Source organism: Rhizobium sp. RU33A (assembly GCF_900156055.1).
Classification (GTDB): Bacteria; Pseudomonadota; Alphaproteobacteria; order Rhizobiales; family Rhizobiaceae; genus Allorhizobium.
The window spans coordinates 42989-59723 of sequence record NZ_FTMQ01000007.1 but is presented as its reverse complement, the minus strand read 5'-3'; the positions used below and the strand labels follow the sequence as shown (position 1 = coordinate 59723).

Annotated in this window: 13 protein-coding genes; 6 read left to right on the top strand and 7 right to left on the bottom strand. The window is 59.5% G+C overall.

Translation table 11 applies throughout. The annotated features are described in order from the left end of the window. The first annotated feature begins 106 nt into the window (after nucleotides 1–106). From BW978_RS20570 to BW978_RS20545, 6 genes are all read left to right on the top strand, one after another. Complete coding sequence (locus BW978_RS20570; protein ID WP_076397709.1) at nucleotides 107–2593, top strand: TonB-dependent siderophore receptor; 2487 nt, start codon at nucleotides 107–109, stop codon at nucleotides 2591–2593. Between the two features lie 8 nt (nucleotides 2594–2601). After that, a complete protein-coding gene (locus tag BW978_RS20565) occupies nucleotides 2602–3480 on the top strand; it encodes an ABC transporter substrate-binding protein (protein WP_244552020.1) in 879 nt (292 codons plus the stop codon). Next, entirely contained in the window at nucleotides 3477–5429 is a 1953-nt protein-coding gene (fhuB, locus tag BW978_RS20560) for a Fe(3+)-hydroxamate ABC transporter permease FhuB (protein WP_076397707.1), read from the top strand. The genes BW978_RS20565 and fhuB overlap by 4 nt, the downstream gene beginning before the upstream one ends. Then, nucleotides 5426–6106 carry a siderophore-iron reductase FhuF gene (fhuF, locus tag BW978_RS20555; RefSeq protein ID WP_076397706.1) on the top strand — a complete coding sequence of 227 codons (681 nt, stop codon included), beginning with the start codon at nucleotides 5426–5428 and terminating at the stop codon, nucleotides 6104–6106. The genes fhuB and fhuF overlap by 4 nt, the downstream gene beginning before the upstream one ends. Then, nucleotides 6103–6891: an ATP-binding cassette domain-containing protein gene (locus tag BW978_RS20550; protein ID WP_076397705.1), complete on the top strand. Its 789-nt coding sequence runs from the start codon at nucleotides 6103–6105 to the stop codon at nucleotides 6889–6891. The genes fhuF and BW978_RS20550 overlap by 4 nt, the downstream gene beginning before the upstream one ends. Before the next feature lie 635 nt (nucleotides 6892–7526). Next, entirely contained in the window at nucleotides 7527–8195 is a 669-nt protein-coding gene (locus BW978_RS20545; RefSeq protein WP_076397704.1) for a helix-turn-helix transcriptional regulator, read from the top strand. A 227-nt stretch (nucleotides 8196–8422) separates the two neighbouring features. On the opposite strand, the gene BW978_RS20540 is transcribed toward BW978_RS20545, so the two are convergent. The 7 genes from BW978_RS20540 to BW978_RS20510 all read right to left on the bottom strand — a co-directional run bounded on the left by BW978_RS20540 (nucleotide 8423) and on the right by BW978_RS20510 (nucleotide 16667). After that, nucleotides 8423–8947 (bottom strand): VOC family protein, encoded by a 525-nt coding sequence (locus tag BW978_RS20540; protein ID WP_076397703.1) that lies wholly within the window; start codon nucleotides 8945–8947, stop codon nucleotides 8423–8425. Nucleotides 8948–9024: 77 nt separating this feature from the next. Next, entirely contained in the window at nucleotides 9025–9816 is a 792-nt protein-coding gene (locus tag BW978_RS20535) for a glucose 1-dehydrogenase (protein WP_076397702.1), read from the bottom strand. Nucleotides 9817–9909: 93 nt separating this feature from the next. After that, a complete protein-coding gene (locus BW978_RS20530; protein ID WP_076397701.1) occupies nucleotides 9910–12411 on the bottom strand; it encodes an ATP-binding cassette domain-containing protein in 2502 nt (833 codons plus the stop codon). 72 nt (nucleotides 12412–12483) lie between these two features. Beyond that, entirely contained in the window at nucleotides 12484–13551 is a 1068-nt protein-coding gene (locus BW978_RS20525; protein WP_076397700.1) for a substrate-binding domain-containing protein, read from the bottom strand. A 23-nt stretch (nucleotides 13552–13574) separates the two neighbouring features. Further along, entirely contained in the window at nucleotides 13575–14570 is a 996-nt protein-coding gene (locus BW978_RS20520; RefSeq protein ID WP_210216994.1) for an ABC transporter permease, read from the bottom strand. 613 nt (nucleotides 14571–15183) lie between these two features. Further along, nucleotides 15184–16245, bottom strand: a complete 1062-nt coding sequence (locus BW978_RS20515) for a ketopantoate reductase family protein (RefSeq protein ID WP_076397698.1) — start codon at nucleotides 16243–16245, stop codon at nucleotides 15184–15186. 122 nt (nucleotides 16246–16367) lie between these two features. After that, nucleotides 16368–16667 carry a Dabb family protein gene (locus BW978_RS20510; RefSeq protein WP_076397697.1) on the bottom strand — a complete coding sequence of 100 codons (300 nt, stop codon included), beginning with the start codon at nucleotides 16665–16667 and terminating at the stop codon, nucleotides 16368–16370. Between the last annotated feature and the right edge of the window lie 68 nt (nucleotides 16668–16735).

The window sequence follows — 16735 nt, the reverse complement described above, 5'->3', positions numbered from 1 at the left end:
AATTTCTGGAGCCCGACTGTAACAGTCTCAGGGACAGAAATCGGATAATGCTCAGGCACGGCCTGTCCCTGCACAAGCGTTGCAGAATTGGAGAGGTCTAAAGGCTATGGGGCACGGGATTCGTCGTCAAGTTTTCAAAGGCAAGGTAAGGGCGCTGGCGACCGCGCTTCTGGTTTCGACGGCAATCGGTGCAGGTCTGACCGCCCCGGCCAATCAGGCCTTCGCGCAAAGCAGCGCGCAGTCGTCTTTTTCCGTACCGGCCGGTCCGCTGCACAATGCCTTGACCGTCTTCGGTCGGCAGGCTGGCTTGCAGGTCACCTATCTGTCGGCCGCAGCGACGGGCAAGACGTCTCCCGGTTTTTCCGGCGCGGCAACGCGCGAACAGGCGCTTGCCGAGATCCTTGCTGGCTCCGGCCTCATCTATTCCTTCCCGAATGCCGGCACGGTGGCAATTTCGGCACCGGCGTCAGGTGCTGGCAATGTTGCAGCTGACGGCTCGACGCAGTTGAACACGATCGAGGTCCAGGGAGAAAACGCCTGGGGGCCCGTAGATGGCATCGTGGCCACCCAAAGTGCGACCGGCACGAAGACCGGCACACCGCTGAAGAACACGCCGCAGGCCGTCAACGTGGTGACCCGAGAGCAGATGGAGGCGCAGGGTGCATCGACCGTCACCCAGGTCTTGCGCTACACCCCGGGCGTCGTGGCGCAGTATTCTGATACAGATGTTCGGCATGACTGGTTGACCGTTCGCGGTTTCGTGCCGGGCCGATACCGCGATGGATTGCGGCTTCCCTTCGGTGCACGCGGATACTCCCAGCCGAAGATCGAGCCCTATGGTCTGGAGCGTACCGAGATCCTGAAGGGCCCGGCTTCCGTGCTTTACGGTCAGGGCCTGCCAGGCGGTATGCTCAACATGGTGAGCAAGCGTCCTCGAAACGAGGAAATCCGGGAAGTCGAACTACAATATGGCAGTCATGATCGCTTCCAGGCAGCCTTTGATGTCGGCGGAAAGCTCGATGAAGAAGGAACGTTGCTCTATCGCATGGTCGGCGTCGGCCGGCTGAGCGACACGCAATACGACTATGTCGAAGAGCGTAAGGGCTACATTGCGCCGTCGTTTACCTTCCAGTCCGATGAAGGAACGTCGCTAACCATCCTCGGCGAATACCAGAACATCGATTCTCCCGGTGGCGGTGGCGCCCCGGCGCTGACCGCGAACGGTACGCTCAACCTGAATGGCTACGCCGAACTGCCGCGCGATGCCTTCCTCGGAGAACCCGGCTACGACCGCTTCAGGAGCAAACAGGCCTTCGTCGGTTACGAGTTCGCCCATGAATTCGACGAGACATGGACCTTCAAACAGAACCTGCGCTACGGCTATGTCGACACCGACACCCAGCGCGTTCAGGCCTATTGCGCCTCCGCTGCGTCGTGCAACCCGTCGTCTCTGTTGCGCTACGCCTGGGCCTTCCCGGAAACTTCGCGCCTCTTCACCGTCGACAATCAGGCGATTGCCCGTTTCTCGACTGGTGAGGTATCCCATACGGCGATCTTCGGCCTGGACTATTCCTTCGAGGATAGCCGCTTCGAAGAGTCGGCCCTGTCGGTGATCACGCGGCCCTTCAACGTCTACGATCCGGTTTACGGTGCAACCAGCATCACGCGGCCTGCAACATCGCTCCGCATCGACCAGGATCGTTCACAGGCAGGCCTTTACGCGCAAGACCAGATCGAATGGGGCAATGCAGTCTTTTCGCTGGGCGGCCGCTATGACTGGGCCAACACGGAAACGCGCGAACGTACCAGCAGCAAAGATGCGACCGTCGAGCAGAAGGATGGCAAGTTCACCTGGAGAACAGGTCTTGTCTACAATTTCGACAACGGTTTCTCTCCCTATGCGAGTTATTCGACCTCGTTCAATCCGGCGAGCGGTACGAGCAGGCTGGCCGTCCCGTTCGATCCAACCACCGGCGAGCAGTTCGAAGTCGGCCTGAGGTACCAGCCCGAAGGCATGAACAGCTTCATTTCCCTGTCGGCCTACCAGCTGACGCAGCAGAACGTTCTGACGCCCGACCCGGTGAACACCAGCTATCGTGTGCAGACCGGCGAGGTGCGCATGCGCGGTCTCGAGCTTGAAGGCAAGGCGGAGCTAAACGACGCATTCTCTGTCATCGCCTCCTATGCCTATACCGACAGCGAAATCACCCGCGACAATCCGAGCAGCTCAGGCTTAAGCAACCAGGGCAAACGCCTTGCCTTCGTGCCGGAACAACAGGCAGCACTCTGGTTGGACTACAGCGTCCAGTCCGATGATGCCTGGGGCGGCCTGAGCTTCGGTGGTGGTGCGCGTTATGTCGGCCAGACCTATGGCGACAATGCCAATGTCTATGATGTGCCCGGCTACACCCTGTTCGATGCGGCCATCCGATATGATTTCGGCAAGGCGGATCCCAAGCTGGAAGGCCTCAAGGCGTCGCTCAACGTGAGCAACCTCTTCGACAAGAAGTATGTCTCCTCCTGCATCGGCACCACCGGTTGCTATTGGGGCGAAGGGCGCACGATCTACGGAACGCTGAAATACAGCTGGTGACGTCTTCCGTGAGAACCATTGCAAATCATGCCTTGTCGCGGCGGAGCTTCTCCGCCGCGATGCTGGCGCTTGTGGCCATGCCGCAGCACGTCCGCGCGCAACAGCCAGAGCCTCGCATCGCCGCGCTCGACTGGGCTTGGGCCGAAACCCTGCTTGCGCTCGGCGCTCGCCCCTATGCGATTGCGGAAGCCGAACTCTACAGGGAACGCGTGGTCACGCCCGAACTGCCAAATGACGTGATCGACCTTGGATTGCGCTCATGGCCCAACATGGAGCTGCTCAAATCCCTGCAACCGGATCTGATCCTCACCCAGGCCGGCTATGGCGTTCAGGCGGCATCGCTTGAGCCGATCGCACCGACACTGGCCTTGCCGCTTTTCACAGCCGAACGCCGCCCGCTGCAACTCGCCGAAGCCGGCCTCGATGCTATCGCCGGGCAATTGCAGCGCGAGCAGCGGGCCTTCGAATACAAGGCTGAGTTCGAGCAGAAACTCTCAAGAATCCGCGACAGCCTGCGCTCCTATGACGGACGCCCCGTGCTGATTGTCAAATTCGCCGACGAACGTATTCTCGACATATACGGCCCCGGCAGCCTGTTTCATAACGTGCTTGGCCGGCTCGGCCTTGAAAACGCCTGGACAGAGGCTGGCAACAACTGGGGTTTCTCGACCTCGGGGCTGAATGCTATTGCGCGAAACCCGGAGGCAAGGCTCGTCATCATCGAGCCAGGCCCGCCCGAAAGGCTTGTCGGCAGCGCCTTGTGGAGGGCCATTCCCTCCGTAAAGGCAAACCGGGTCGTGACCATCCCGCCGACCTGGGTCTTCGGCGCCCTGCCGTCTGCCCTGCGCTTTGCGACCATCCTTGGAAAGGCGCTGCAACCGGCATGAAGCAACGCCCCTTACTTCTGTTCATACTGCTGATTTTGTCCGCACTTGCGCTGACCATTCTGGGCTACAGCAGCCATGTTCCCCTGTCCCGGATGATGGCGGCGATCCTCAGTCCTGCGCCAGACAGCTTCGGCGAAACCTATCTGCACTATGCCCTTCTCCCCCGCATTTTCGTGGCGCTGCTTGCTGGAGCTGCCCTATCCTTGGCGGGTGTGGTCTTCCAGCAGGTCTTGAAGAACCCGCTCGCCGAACCCAGCACGCTGGGACTTCTGTCCGGCGCACAGCTTGCCATCACGCTGTCGACACTCGCAGCGCCGGGCATGGCGGTATGGTCCATCGAGTTGGCCGCGATCACCGGAGCCCTGGCCACGCTGGGGCTTGTGATGCTGCTGGCGTCGAAAGGTGGTTTTTCCCCCGTCACCATGCTCCTTGCCGGGATGATCGTCAGTTTCTTTGCCGGAACCGCCTCGGTCGTGCTTGCGCTCTTCAACCATGAATATCTGCGCTCTGTCTTCATTTGGGCCAGCGGCTCGCTCGTTCAGAACGACTTTTCAAGTGCCGTGGCGCTGGCGTGGCGTTTGGCGGTCTGCATCCCCATGCTTGTGCTTCTCGCCCGTCCGCTGGCGATTGCCGGGCTCGATGATGCAAGCGGTCGCAGTCTCGGCGTGCCCGTCCGGACACTGAGACTAGCCGCCTTGTTTCTCGCTTCGGTTCTCGCCGCCTTCGTCGTGGCAAGGGTCGGCGTCATCGCCTTCATCGGCCTCGCTGCACCGCACCTGGCGAGATTTGCTGGCGCCCGAACCTTCTCGGACCGCCTGTTGTGGTCGCCGCTGCTAGGCGGAGCACTCCTGCTTCTTGCCGATGGTTCGGTCCTGGTCATGGCACGCTACATCGCCGAAGTACCCACCGGCACGGCAACCGCATTTTTCGGGGCCTTCCTGCTGCTTGTGCTTTTGAAGAACATGCCCGTGACGGCGCTGCAGGCTGAAGCCCGAACGCCCACCTCCAGCCCCCGCCACCGTCCGCACTTCGTCCTGCTCATCGCGATCGTCATGATGGGCGCAATCGCCATATTCTCGCTGACCGAGCAGCTGTTCATCGACAACCTTCCATCGGCGGAGCTGTTTTCGGGTCGATGGCCGCGGGTCCTTGCGGCAGCCTCGGCCGGGGCCATGCTGGCGCTCGCCGGCACGATCATGCAGTCGGTCACGGCCAATCCGCTGGCGAGCCCCGAAGGCCTCGGCGTGAGTTCCGGGGCAGCGCTTGGCATTGTCGCAACCCTTCTGCTGGCGGGCACCTTCTCTCCGCTGGCCATGCTGTTCGGCGGCATTGGCGGGGCGCTCGCGACATTTCTGGTGATGATGGCCATCACCGCCAAATCCGCCCACGCGCCCGGACCTGTCCTGCTCGCAGGTGCCGCCATCGGCACGTTTGCCGCCACTCTCATCACTGTTGTTCTGGCAAGCGGCGATCCGCGTGCGGTCTATGTGCTGGCCTGGTCGATGGGCCCCACCTACCGCGCCACGGCAATCACCGGCTTGGCGGGATTCGCGATCTTGCTGGTGGCTCTGGTCCTCTTGCCGCTTTTCAGGCGCTCGCTACAGATTCTGCCGCTCGGAGACCAGGCAGCGCGCGAACTGGGGCTTGCCCCACGACGGTCCCGGACCAGGCTCCTGTCGCTGGCAGGCGTCCTCACGGCTAGCGCGACCTTGATCGTCGGCCCCTTGAGCTTTGTCGGACTGATCGCGCCCCATATCGCAGCGATGACCACGCCTCCAAAACCGCTAAACCGGGCCTTGTGTGCGGCCGCCATCGGGGCTGCCTTGATGACCGCGGCTGACTGGCTCGGTCGCAGCATTCACTTCCCTTACGAGATCCCGGCAGGCGTCCTCGCGGCCTTCGTCGGTGGACCTTACTTCCTCTGGCTCCTTTACCGGAGGCACCCATGAACAGCCTCAGCAGCCCGCAGGATCTGCTCTCGCGATTGAGCGGCCCGCTCGCGCCGATCCGGGACAGACTGTCCCATGGACCGGAAATCCGCAGGGTGGTGCCATCCTTACAGGTGCTGGAAGCCGATCCCTTTGCTTGTCTCATAGAAAGCTACGCACGTCGCTTTGGCGTCAAACCCGATGGCTATCTGGTTTCCCTGTGGTCGCAGAAATATCTGGCGACCGTGATTATCCCCATCATGGCCCTGTCCGTGATCGGGGGAAAAGCCGTTCATGCCGAGATCGAGAACACAGCGATCGTCGTCGATGACGACGGCGAGCCGGTCGCCTTGCGTCTCCCCACCGCTTTCACGACAGAAGAGGCAGACCAGGCGGCCTGCCTACTGGTCTCCACGCATCTGACCCCGCTCGTTGATGCCTTTGCAAGGCGGAGCGGCCTGTCGAGAAAGGTCTTCTGGGGCAATGCGGCGCATTATCTCGAGTGGATTGTCCGGCAGCTTCCCGGAAAGAGCCCAGACTTCGCCCTGCCCACCCCGATGACGGATGCCATCCGCTACGTCGAGGAAGACGGATTGCGCATGCGTCGCCGGAAAGTCTGCTGTCTGAGGGATCGCATTCCGGGCATCGAGGATTGCGGCAGTCTCTGCCCAGATCGAGTAAAAAGGATCAAATCTTGAACAGACAGAGATCGACCTTCTCTCTTTGCGACGTCGCCTTCGATGTGGCCGAGCGGCCCATTCTTGCACCGTTGACGCTCGAGATTCCGATGGATGGCCAGGTTCTCGGACTGATCGGGCACAACGGCTCGGGCAAATCGACGCTTCTGAAGCTTCTGGCACGTCAGCAAGCGCCCACGAGCGGCAGCATCACCCTGGACGGACAACCGCTCGACACCTGGGGCGATCGGGCGCTAGCGCGCAAGGTCGCCTATCTGGCGCAGCACCTGCCCTCGGCTGCCGGAATGACCGTCCGCGAACTCGTGTCGCTGGGACGCTATCCCTGGCACGGCGCCCTTGGTCGGTTCGGCGAGGTGGACAGACAAAAGACAGAGGAGGCAATTGCATTGACCGGTGTCGCCCCGCTCGCCGACCGCCTCGTCGACACGCTCTCGGGCGGTGAAAAACAACGCGCCTGGCTCGCCATGCTGGTTGCGCAGGATACGGAATGCCTGCTGCTCGACGAACCGATCTCGGCCCTCGACATTTCCCATCAGATCGAGGTCCTCTCACTGGTCCGCAAGCTGTCTCAGGAGAAGGGTCTCGGCATCATCATCGTGCTGCACGACATCAACATGGCGTCCCGCTTTTGCGACACTATCACGGCGCTCCATTCAGGCCGCGTGATCATGCAGGGAACCGCAGAGACGATCATGACGCCTGAAGCACTGCAGCGCATCTATGGTTTGCCGATGGAGGTCATGATCCACGAGCCAACGGGAAAACCTCTGGCGGTTGCGCGTTAGGCTGCGGTGAAACGCGGGTTATTCACCTGACGATCGCCTCGACATGCGTTGAGAGATAGACAGACAGTGAGCCGCATTTGCAAAGCCCTCGCTCACCATTACAACCCTTGGATGCCACATCAAAATCGCAGCTTAAGTCTCGCAATATGAATGTGCTCGCATGGGTTGTTTGAAGGTTTCGCCATGACTTATGGATCGATTGACAATCAGCCTTTACATTCGATCGAAATTACATAGCCTTGGCCGACTTCTCTGCGGATTTTCCGTGGCGAGTTTACAATGCAGCCGGGGCCTGAATTGCGAGACAGTTGCATAACATGTTATTTCAATTATTCTGGGGTTTCCCCCATAGATTGCTGGAATAAATGTATAATAAAGTTGACACTTATATTGCCTGGACCAATTGTCACGCTTAACAGCTTTTTCATCATAGACGATGCCGCCGCAAGTCTCCGAATAAGCAATGTGATGCCTATCCAGGTAGCCCAACAAATGGGCTCGAGGGGATAGGCTGCCGCCGCTGTTGTTTTCTCTTGGCCTCGCGCCTTTAAGAAAACCCTATCCCCTCGGAACAGGCGAATACTGACACGTAGCACGCAAACAGCAATCACTGACTTCTAGGGGGCTGCAAGGCTATGGCCATTTCTAGCGCGCATATCGACAGCCTCATGCTGAGAGGTTCGGGAAATCTCCGATCGACAGCCATTCTCGATCTTTCGGAGCGGATCAATGATGTCGCCAGACGTTGGCGAGCTTCTGCCTTGGGAATATACGAACACCAGTCGAACCATGTGTCGGACTCTAACGACCTCATCTATGGTTGGGAGGATGAAAATCACCCATGCAGCCTGGTGTTGGATCCGGGCGCAAGCTTCGCGCTTGATGTGCAGTGGAAACGACTTTTGCTGCATGAAGATGCAAGCTTTGATGGGCCGTCCATTGTCCGTGTCGCCAATACAGTTGCTCTGAGATACGTCGCCCAACCGTTCGCCATGAGCGCAACTTATATCATCGTATTCCTGCCGCTCGAAACGAGTGATGCAGCAAAGTGCTCACTCGAACTCGACGCAGCCATTAATGTTGCCCCCTTATCAGGGCATGCCGAGCAAGCGCTTCTGACAAAAAGAGAGTTGGAGATCGCCCAATGGGTCTCTCAAGGCAAAACTTCTCCGGAGGTAGCGATTATCCTCAGCCTCTCAGAATATACCATCAACGATCATATCCGCTCCGGAATGAAGAAGATGGGCGCGACCAATAGGCTTAGTTTCATTGCCAATACAATACGCCGCGGGCTCGTTGTGTAGGCAACCGATCCGATGATCTGGCTCAGCCCATGTCTTAGGTATGGACACAACTTTCGTTGTTTGCGGGCCCCTGATCCCACAGAGACTTGTAGAATCGGACCCTGATGGAACCATCGATGCGCTCTTCCACAATCCCGCAGTCCATGGGAGCGAAATGACGCCATCACCGATACTCGTATATCTTTGACAGGACTGGGAATGCAGCATGGACCTACACGGCAAGCGGACTATCCCGGAATCGCGTGTCGTGCGCTCCACAATCTGTCTGACGACACCTCTTCGTAGCCGAGCTTATCGAAGCTTGCGACCTCAAGCATAAGCCCCCAGGGCGCTCGAAAATAGATCCAGCTGAAGCCTGCGAGTGGCCCGTCCTCAACGTGATTTGGCCCGTCAAGCACATCGACACCCAACGCCATAAGTCGTTTCGTTGCCAATTGAACGTCGTCGACCTCGAAACAAAGATGCATGCCACCGATTTCGGAAGAGCGCAGAGGCTCTGCAGCACGATCGTCTCCAGCATATTCGAACAGCTCCACGCTGGTGCCCAAACCGCATTTCAGGAACACGAGACCCTTGATGGAAGACGTGGCCAAAGCCCCGAGTTTTCGCTCCATGAACTCTTCATCAACATGAAAGGCGCCTGTCCTAAACACATCCACGGCTCCAAAGACTGCCTTGAAGAACGCAATCCCTTCCTCGATGTCGGGCACAGTGATGCCGATATGATGCATGCCGAATGTCTTAAAGGCCATGGCTCCCTCCCTGCGGTCTCGTCAATGGGCTTGGTGTTCCGCGCTTGTTTTCGTCAACCCATGTCGACGCATCATCCTCATGTCATGACCATGCCACCGTCGATCATCAACGTCTGGCCGGTCATGTAGTCGGACAGAGACGAGGCCAGAAATCGGGTTGATCCCGTCAGATCCGCCGGCGTCGAAACACGACCAAGAAGGATCGACTGCGAGAACTCGTTGATCGCCTGATCAGGCACCTGTGTCAGCCCATGGTCCATGAATTCACGGTCAAGCTGCTGCCAGAGCTCCGTTGCGACGACGCCGGGCGCGAAGCAGTTCACGGTGATCTTGTGCTCGGCCAGCGCCCGCGCTGCAGCCTGGGTCAGTGCGACCACGGCAAACTTTGAGGCGCAGTAATGGGCGAACAGGGGGTAACCCTGCTTGCCTGCAATAGAAGCTGTATTGATGATCTTGCCACCGCCCCCTTGGGATATCATCTGCCGTGCAGCTTCTTGCGTACCGATCAGGACACCCAGGCCGTTGATGTCCATGATGCGCCTGAAGTCCGCTTCGGTGACCTCGAGAAACGGACAGGTCTGGCTGATGCCGGCATTGTTGAACATCACGTCGAGCCGCCCGAAATGCAAGACGCTCCCTTCAATCGCAAGTATGACGCTTTGCCGGTCGGAAACATCGACGGCCACAGCCAAAGCCTTGCCGCCTGACTGTGAAATCGCTGCAACCACATCTTCCGCGGCACCACGATTCAGATCGGCAACGACAACGCGTGCACCGTGCGCCGCCAAGTCCGACGCAATGGCAGCACCGATCCCCCGCCCGGCGCCCGTCACGAGCGCGACCTTTCCAACGACCATTGCATCAGCCATCTTGCGTCCTCCGTGGACCGGCGGCCCCGACCTCAGGCTGACCGGACTGTGTTCGTATTGAGTTTCGCCAGACCCGGGAATGGCTCCCGCAGTTCAGTGGCGCGATCTCTTTCCTGCTGCCGCGTAGATCAGCGCGGAGGCGACCACCAGCAGACCTTGGAAAAGATACTGATAGGTCTGGGAGAGCCCGAGGAACGTTACGGCATTCAAAACCTCCGTCAGGAGGACCGCCCCGATAAGGGTTCCGATGAAGGATCCGCGACCGCCGGCAAGGCTCGTGCCCCCCAACACAACAGCGGTGATGCTGGCCAGGGTGTAATTGACGCCCTGACGCGGGTCACCCACGCCGATCTGAGCCATCAGCATGATCGCTCCGACACTGGTCAGCATCGAGCACGCAATATAGCCGCCGACGAAGGTCAGTTCGACAGGTATGCCGGCGCGGCGGGCAGAGTGCTCGTTCGAGCCGACAGCGCGCAGACGCCATCCAGCCCGCGTCCGCCTCAGGATCACCTCTGCCGCAATGGTAGCGGCGACCAGCACGAGAAATGCCACAGGGAACGGTCCCCACTGCCAGTTGATCCAGTCGGTGACGGTCATGCTGATGTAGCCGTCGGGATTATCACGCAGCAGGAAGCTGCAGCCCTGGATCGCGATATACATGGCGAGCGTCGCAGCAATCGGCGTAAAATTGGCAAAGCGGATGAGGATGCCGTTGATTGCGCCCGTCACGAACGCTCCGACGAACATCAGGCAAAAACCCACGACCATCATCGAGGTCGAGGACTCCCCGGTCAGGAAGAAGGAGGCCACGACCACAAGGAACCCGGCCAAAGGCCCGACCGAGAGGTCAATTCCCCCCATCATCAATGCGATCGTTTGCCCCATCGCGATGAAGCCGAGTGCTGTCGCCAACATCAGGATGTTGTAAATGTTGAAGACCGACAAGAAGTTCTCGTTCTGCGCATAGACATAGAGCCCGAGCAGAATGGTGACGATGGCGAGGGGCACAGCCGCAGCATTGTCAGACTGGAGCAGGTTGCGCCATTTCCAGCCGGACTTCTGCTCTTTAACCGAGAGGCTGCTATCGCCATGCGTCTCCGCCTGAACAGCAGCCGACACGATCCTCTCCTCGGTTACATCATTTCCGGTCAACACCTCGACAACCTGCCCGCGGGACAAGACCACGACCTTGTCACAAAGTCCCTCGAGCTCGACGGCATCCGAAGAATTGACGACCACCGGAATGCCCGTCGCCGACACTTCCCGCAGGATCCGGTAGATCTCGAACCGCGCGCCAACGTCCACACCCTGGGTCGGTTCATCGGCAATGATGAGGCCGGGTTCCGAGAGCAGCGCTCTCGACATCACGACCTTTTGCTGGTTTCCGCCAGAAAGCGCAAAGATCGGCGCTTCGAGACCCGGCGTCTTCACGGCAAGGTCCTTGAAGATCGCGTTGACGTGTTCCAGCTCCTTCTTGCGGCTCATGATGCCACCCGTGGCGAAGCGCTCAAGCGCAGAATACGTCGCATTCTCGCGAACGGTCAGACTGCCGGCAACGCCTTCTATGTGGCGGTCCGACGGCATGAACGCTGCCTCATCGAGAAGTGTCTTCTGGCTGAGTGAGGTGCCGCGCAGGACCACTTCGCCCGTGAACGGCCCCAGACCGGCGAGGGTCCGCATCAGCTCGGACTGGCCATTTCCGGCAACGCCGGCAATCCCGACGATCTGGCCGCGCGTGACGGTGAAGCTGACATCCCTGAGATGTCGGTTCGAAAGACCGGTGACATCGAGGCCGACATCGGACTCGCCGTCCGGCGCCTTGGGAGGGAAGGCGGAGTGCATCGTTCGGCCGACGATCATACCGACAAGATCGGCATCGGCGATCTCGCCGATCATCGCGGATCCGCGCACGCATCCGTCTCGTAATACCGTCACTCGATTGGCAATCTGGCGCAGTTCGGCCAGGCGATGGGTGATGTAGATAACTGACGTCCCTGCCGCCGCGACCTCTCGGATGCGGGCAAACAGCATTTCCGTCGAGTCCTGGTCCAGAGACGCTGTCGGCTCGTCGAGGATGAGGACCTTCGGATCAAGGGCCAGCGCCTTGGCAATCTCCAGCAGGTGCTTCTGTGCCACGGTCAGGCTATCGGCACGCATCGACAGCGCGAGATCGAGGCCGACCTTGGACAGAAGGCGTTGGCCTACTGCCTGCGGCTGATCACCTTCGAAGACACGAGCCGGCAAAGCGACACGTAGATTCTCCAGGATCGAAAGATCATCAAGGATTGCCGGATGCTGAAAACAGATGCCGATTCCGAGTGACTTTGCGATCTCGGGTGTCATCTGGCTGACAGGACGGCCCTCGAAAAAGATCTCACCATCGGTCGGCTGCAAGGTACCGGAGATGATGTTCATCAGCGTCGATTTGCCTGCACCGTTTTCGCCAAGCAGCGCATGGACCTCGCCCCGACGAAATTCAGCGCTGACATCAACCAGTGCAGCCACGACCGAAAAATACTTCGAGACCCCAGAGAGGCGGATGACCACCTCTTGCGCATCCAAAGCGATCTCTTGCGTGTTGCGTGCCAACATGTTCTGCGATCCGTCCTGGGTAGCATGGCCCCGGAGACCGATTTCTCCGGGGTCAGTTGATGGTGAGCGACCTTACTGGCCGACAGCCTTGGCCTGGTCCTCAGGCGAAAGCGCAGACGACATGTAGATCGCGCCCGGCAGGTCCTTGCGGCACTGGACGGCATTGGGCTTGCCGGAAACGGAGTCTTCGTAGGCCGGAGCCGAGAAGATTTCTTCTTTCGGAAGTTCGCCACCGGTGGCAAGCGCCACGGCCCATTGGACGGCAAGGCGAACATTGTCGTTGCCGGTCGCTACCGTGAAGAGCTTGAAGTCGGGGTTGGCCGCCTGGTTTTCCTGCCAGAAGCAGCCGAGCGAGTTGCCGTCGGAGGTAGCCAGCGCCGGGATCGACTTGCCCTGCTTGGTGAAGGCCGGAAGTGCGCCCACGAGCGATGGGCCGAAGTCCGAGACGATGACGTCGATCTTCTCGTTCTTGGCAATCTCTGCGGTCAGGACCTTCTGCGTCAGCGCCGGATCCCAGTTGGTCACAGCGAAGGGTTCGGGATTGACGAAGACATATTCCGGCCCGAGCACACTCTTCAGACCCTTCAGCTCGTCGAGACCCTGGCTGTTGCCGGCCGGTCCGCTGAGGAAGAGAACATTGCCGCCATTCGGCAAAATGCTCTTGATCCAGTTGCCCCAGGTAACCCCGTCGTTCTCAAAGGATGAACCGATGAACTTGGAATAGTTCTCGCCATCCTTCCCACCGACGTTCACGCGATAGGGAACGATGACCTTGCCAGCCTTGAAAACGCTGGTGATCGCCGGCAGCACGGCCGGCCCGGCATCGCCGAAGACGACGAGGGCGTCGATGCCCTTGGCCGCCATGCCCCGGATGTCGGAGAGCGCCTTTTGCGTATCACCCTGACCGTCAGCATACTCGTATTTCGTGATGCTCGGGCAGAGTTCGACGGTCTGCTTTCCGGACGCCGTGGTCACCTGGCGCCAGCTGTTGCCGCCATAACCGTCGAGAAGGGCAAGCGTCGCCTGCTTGGGTCCGCACCAGGACGGTGTTTCCGCCTGAGCAATATTGGCACCCCCCAGTGCCATGACCGCAGTCGCAACTGAAACTGCAAGGCCCTTGGTCAAATCTGCATAATTCATGTCTGCTCCTCCACATGTTATCGTTAGGTCGTTTTTCTGACGTTTCCGCTCCCGCGGAGCGAGTAAACACCGATGCCAAAACCCAGCGCCAAAGCCTGGATAATGGTCTGCGCCGAATACGGTACGCCGACCGTCAGCGCGAATTGGCTCAACTGGTTCAGGAAGAAGGCCGCCAGCACTGTCGAGATCGGAAAGCCGCGTCCACCCAGCAGCGAGGTGCCTCCCAGCACGACGACAGCGACGGATGGCAAGAGCAGGCTGTCGCCCTGAAAGGCTGTAGGCTCGCGGGTGATGCCGGCGATCAGAATGCCCGCCAAGCAATAGAACAGCTGCGCATAGACATAGGCCATCATCTGGTAGGAGCGGACCCGCAGGCCTGCCGCTTCGCCGGCAGCGGGGCTGGCGCCTATCGCCTCAAACCGGCGACCGCCAACGGTCTTCTTCAACATGAACGAGACCAGCGCCGTTGCGCCGAGGGCAAAATAGACCGCATTGGGAATACCGAGGGTCTCGCCCCCTGCGATCGTGGCCAGAAGATCGGTGGTGACAGAGGGCACCCCACCGGACATTGCAAAGACGGCCGCGTAGAGAAGCGCGTTTGTGCCGATCGTTGCGATGATCGCATTCAGGCGGAAGACACTGACCAGAATACCGTTGAGGAGACCGATGGAGAGATTGAATGCCAGCGCCAGCAGAACCGCTTGATAGAGCAAAGCGTCGTTTTGCTGCGGAAAATGCGTCGACACCACCACGGCAAGCGACACGGCGCCGGGAAGCGAAAGGTCGAAACCTCCCTGCTGCACAACCAGCAACTGGCCGAGGCCTACGATAGCGATGATGGCAGCGAAGGGAAGACTGCCGGATAGCGCGCCCCAGGACACACTTGAGGGCGCAAATATCAGACAGGCGATGAGAAGGACCACTGTGGAAAAAGCGACAGTCACGAAACTGCGCGTCAATTGCATCCGCCCTGCCCCATAATTGCCCGAGCCACTCGGGGTCGTCGAAACTGCACTCACAAGGAGGCTCCTTCCGGCAGGCATGCTGCAGGCAGGCGGCCGCAACCATCACGCATGAGGGCATGCAGCCCAAAGCTCTGAGCAGGAACTTCCCGCAGCAATCGGATTGGATTGTAGGAGCAGGCGTCTCGGCGCTGCGCTATGCCGGAGGTCCAGTTCGGAACAACGGCAACAGCTGCGCGAGCCTTTGCTGCCGGCCTGATGGGACACGGTGCGTTCTTAAAGTTCTCAAGCATCGTGTCCTCCTCCCGAGACGATCACGGTTCCTTTTAAGATGAAGCAGTCAGAAGAACAGACCCGAACAACGCAGCAGCCGCAGCCTCAAGCTTTGGCAAGACTATAGCGGTCCCCGAACCGTCAAACGGTCAGAACTGCGAAAATCACGACAATTTTCGGATTGTCCAAATTCTTGCTCCTCCAAGAATTTGTCACTCTGTCCGCCCCTCGCCTCACCGCCCGGTGAGTATGCGAGAACCGGCCCTTAAATCACTTCAGGAAATTCACTCCTCCGAACTCCTCATGATTGACTTTATGCATTTTAAAGACTGCGAAAACCCCGAAAATATCCGCTTTGGATAACTGAGTTTTATCGGAGTTCTTGGTCGATATGCACTCACGACGCCCGCGTCGTTGATTGATAGGTTTCGATCAGCAAGGCGGCGTTCTCCGGCCTGGCGTCTCGGGTATTGGCCTCGATTTCATAGGCCAATTCCACCACGCGCTGGTTGATCGGGGCTGAATGGCCATGGGCCTTCAGCGTGTCGATGACCCAGCCGTTCACCTCCTGGATCTCGGCCCGCCGCCCCTTCCGCCAGTCCTGCAGCGAGGTCGTGAGCGTATCGGCCTGGGAAAAGACGGTGAGCACTTCCTCGAAGATCTGATCGACATAGCGCTCCGGATGGTTGGTGGTCACCGGCGGCATGCCGATGATCGGTACGATCTTGGCGCCATCGGCAATAGCTGCCTGCATGGCCTCATAGCCTGCAGCCCGCATCACTTCGAGCATGCCCGGGCTTCGGGCTGCATCGCCAAGCGGCAGGTTGACGATCGCGGACGGAATGAGTTCGGCGGCGTTGACGACGAGCTTCATCCACTTGGCGGAGCGAATGTCGTCTGTGACTTCGACAGTCCCCGTACAGCGCAGCAGTTCGGCCACAGGCTCCACCCTCTTCTGGGTCTCGGGGTCGAGGGCGCCCAGAGCAAACCAGGAGGTGTCGTGATCGTTCTGCCGATTGGTCACACCCGGCACAAACATGTTGGAAGCGATTTCAATAACGGCGCCAATCGTGCGCTCGCGTCCGACAATGGCGGCGATGTCTTCATGGGTCATGCCGTTCTGGAGACCAATGACCAGGCCGTCCTTTGCCAGAACCGGCTCGATCAGCTGTGTAGCCCATTTGGTGTCATAGGCCTTGACCACCAGGAACACGAGATCGAACGGCTCCTTGACCTCGGCCACTTCGAACAGATGCAGGGCCGCAACCTTGGCATTGATCGTCCGGGTCGGCAGATTGACCGTTATCCCATTCGCCCGGATGGCGTTCACATGGTCGGGCCACTGCTCGATAAACGTCACGTCATGCTCGGCAAGGACGAAGTCCGCACCGATGGATGCGCCCTGGGCTCCGGTGCCAAGGAAGGCAATTCTCGGTTTCTTGCTCGGATGGGAAGTCATGCGCCGGTCTCCTCGAAGATCATTGCGGGCGAAGATCGCCCTTGCGAAAGCGGATCAGGTCTCGCCCGGCATTCAGCGGGCAGCAGAATGGGTACGTGCTTCGAACGTCAGCGAGGCTGCGGTTAGCAGACGTAGTCCACCTGATGGCGGGCTATCCGCACCCCTTCCAGATCGGCGCGCAACTGGGCGTGGGCCGGATGTTCTGCGTAGCGTTGGAGCGCTGCTTCATCGTCGAATTCCGAGTAGAGAACCACGTCGCAGGCATAGGAGATGCGGCTGATGTCCAGCCCAACTTCAAGGCTTCTCAAACCCGGGATTTGTCCGACCAGGCTTTCGAACTTGGTCTTGATCATGATGGCAGCATCACGCTTTTCGTCGGGCGTATCCCCGTGAACATTCCACATGACGATGTGCTTGATCATGGCTTGTCTCTCAAGGTCTCTAAAGTCCGATCGCGCCTAGATAGCATTGCCGCCGACACGGCGGTCGG

Bases quoted from the DNA above. Each gene is read 5' to 3' on its own strand.
- BW978_RS20545 (WP_076397704.1), top strand. From the start codon at position 7,527: ATGGCCATTTCTAGCGCGCATATCGACAGCCTCATGCTGAGAGGTTCG.
- fhuB (WP_076397707.1), top strand. From the start codon at position 3,477: ATGAAGCAACGCCCCTTACTTCTGTTCATACTGCTGATTTTGTCCGCA.
- BW978_RS20525 (WP_076397700.1), bottom strand. From the start codon at position 13,551: ATGAATTATGCAGATTTGACCAAGGGCCTTGCAGTTTCAGTTGCGACT.
- fhuF (WP_076397706.1), top strand. From the start codon at position 5,426: ATGAACAGCCTCAGCAGCCCGCAGGATCTGCTCTCGCGATTGAGCGGC.
- BW978_RS20530 (WP_076397701.1), bottom strand. From the start codon at position 12,411: ATGTTGGCACGCAACACGCAAGAGATCGCTTTGGATGCGCAAGAGGTG.
- BW978_RS20515 (WP_076397698.1), bottom strand. From the start codon at position 16,245: ATGACTTCCCATCCGAGCAAGAAACCGAGAATTGCCTTCCTTGGCACC.
- BW978_RS20510 (WP_076397697.1), bottom strand. From the start codon at position 16,667: ATGATCAAGCACATCGTCATGTGGAATGTTCACGGGGATACGCCCGAC.
- BW978_RS20570 (WP_076397709.1), top strand. From the start codon at position 107: ATGGGGCACGGGATTCGTCGTCAAGTTTTCAAAGGCAAGGTAAGGGCG.
- BW978_RS20535 (WP_076397702.1), bottom strand. From the start codon at position 9,816: ATGGCTGATGCAATGGTCGTTGGAAAGGTCGCGCTCGTGACGGGCGCC.
- BW978_RS20540 (WP_076397703.1), bottom strand. From the start codon at position 8,947: ATGGCCTTTAAGACATTCGGCATGCATCATATCGGCATCACTGTGCCC.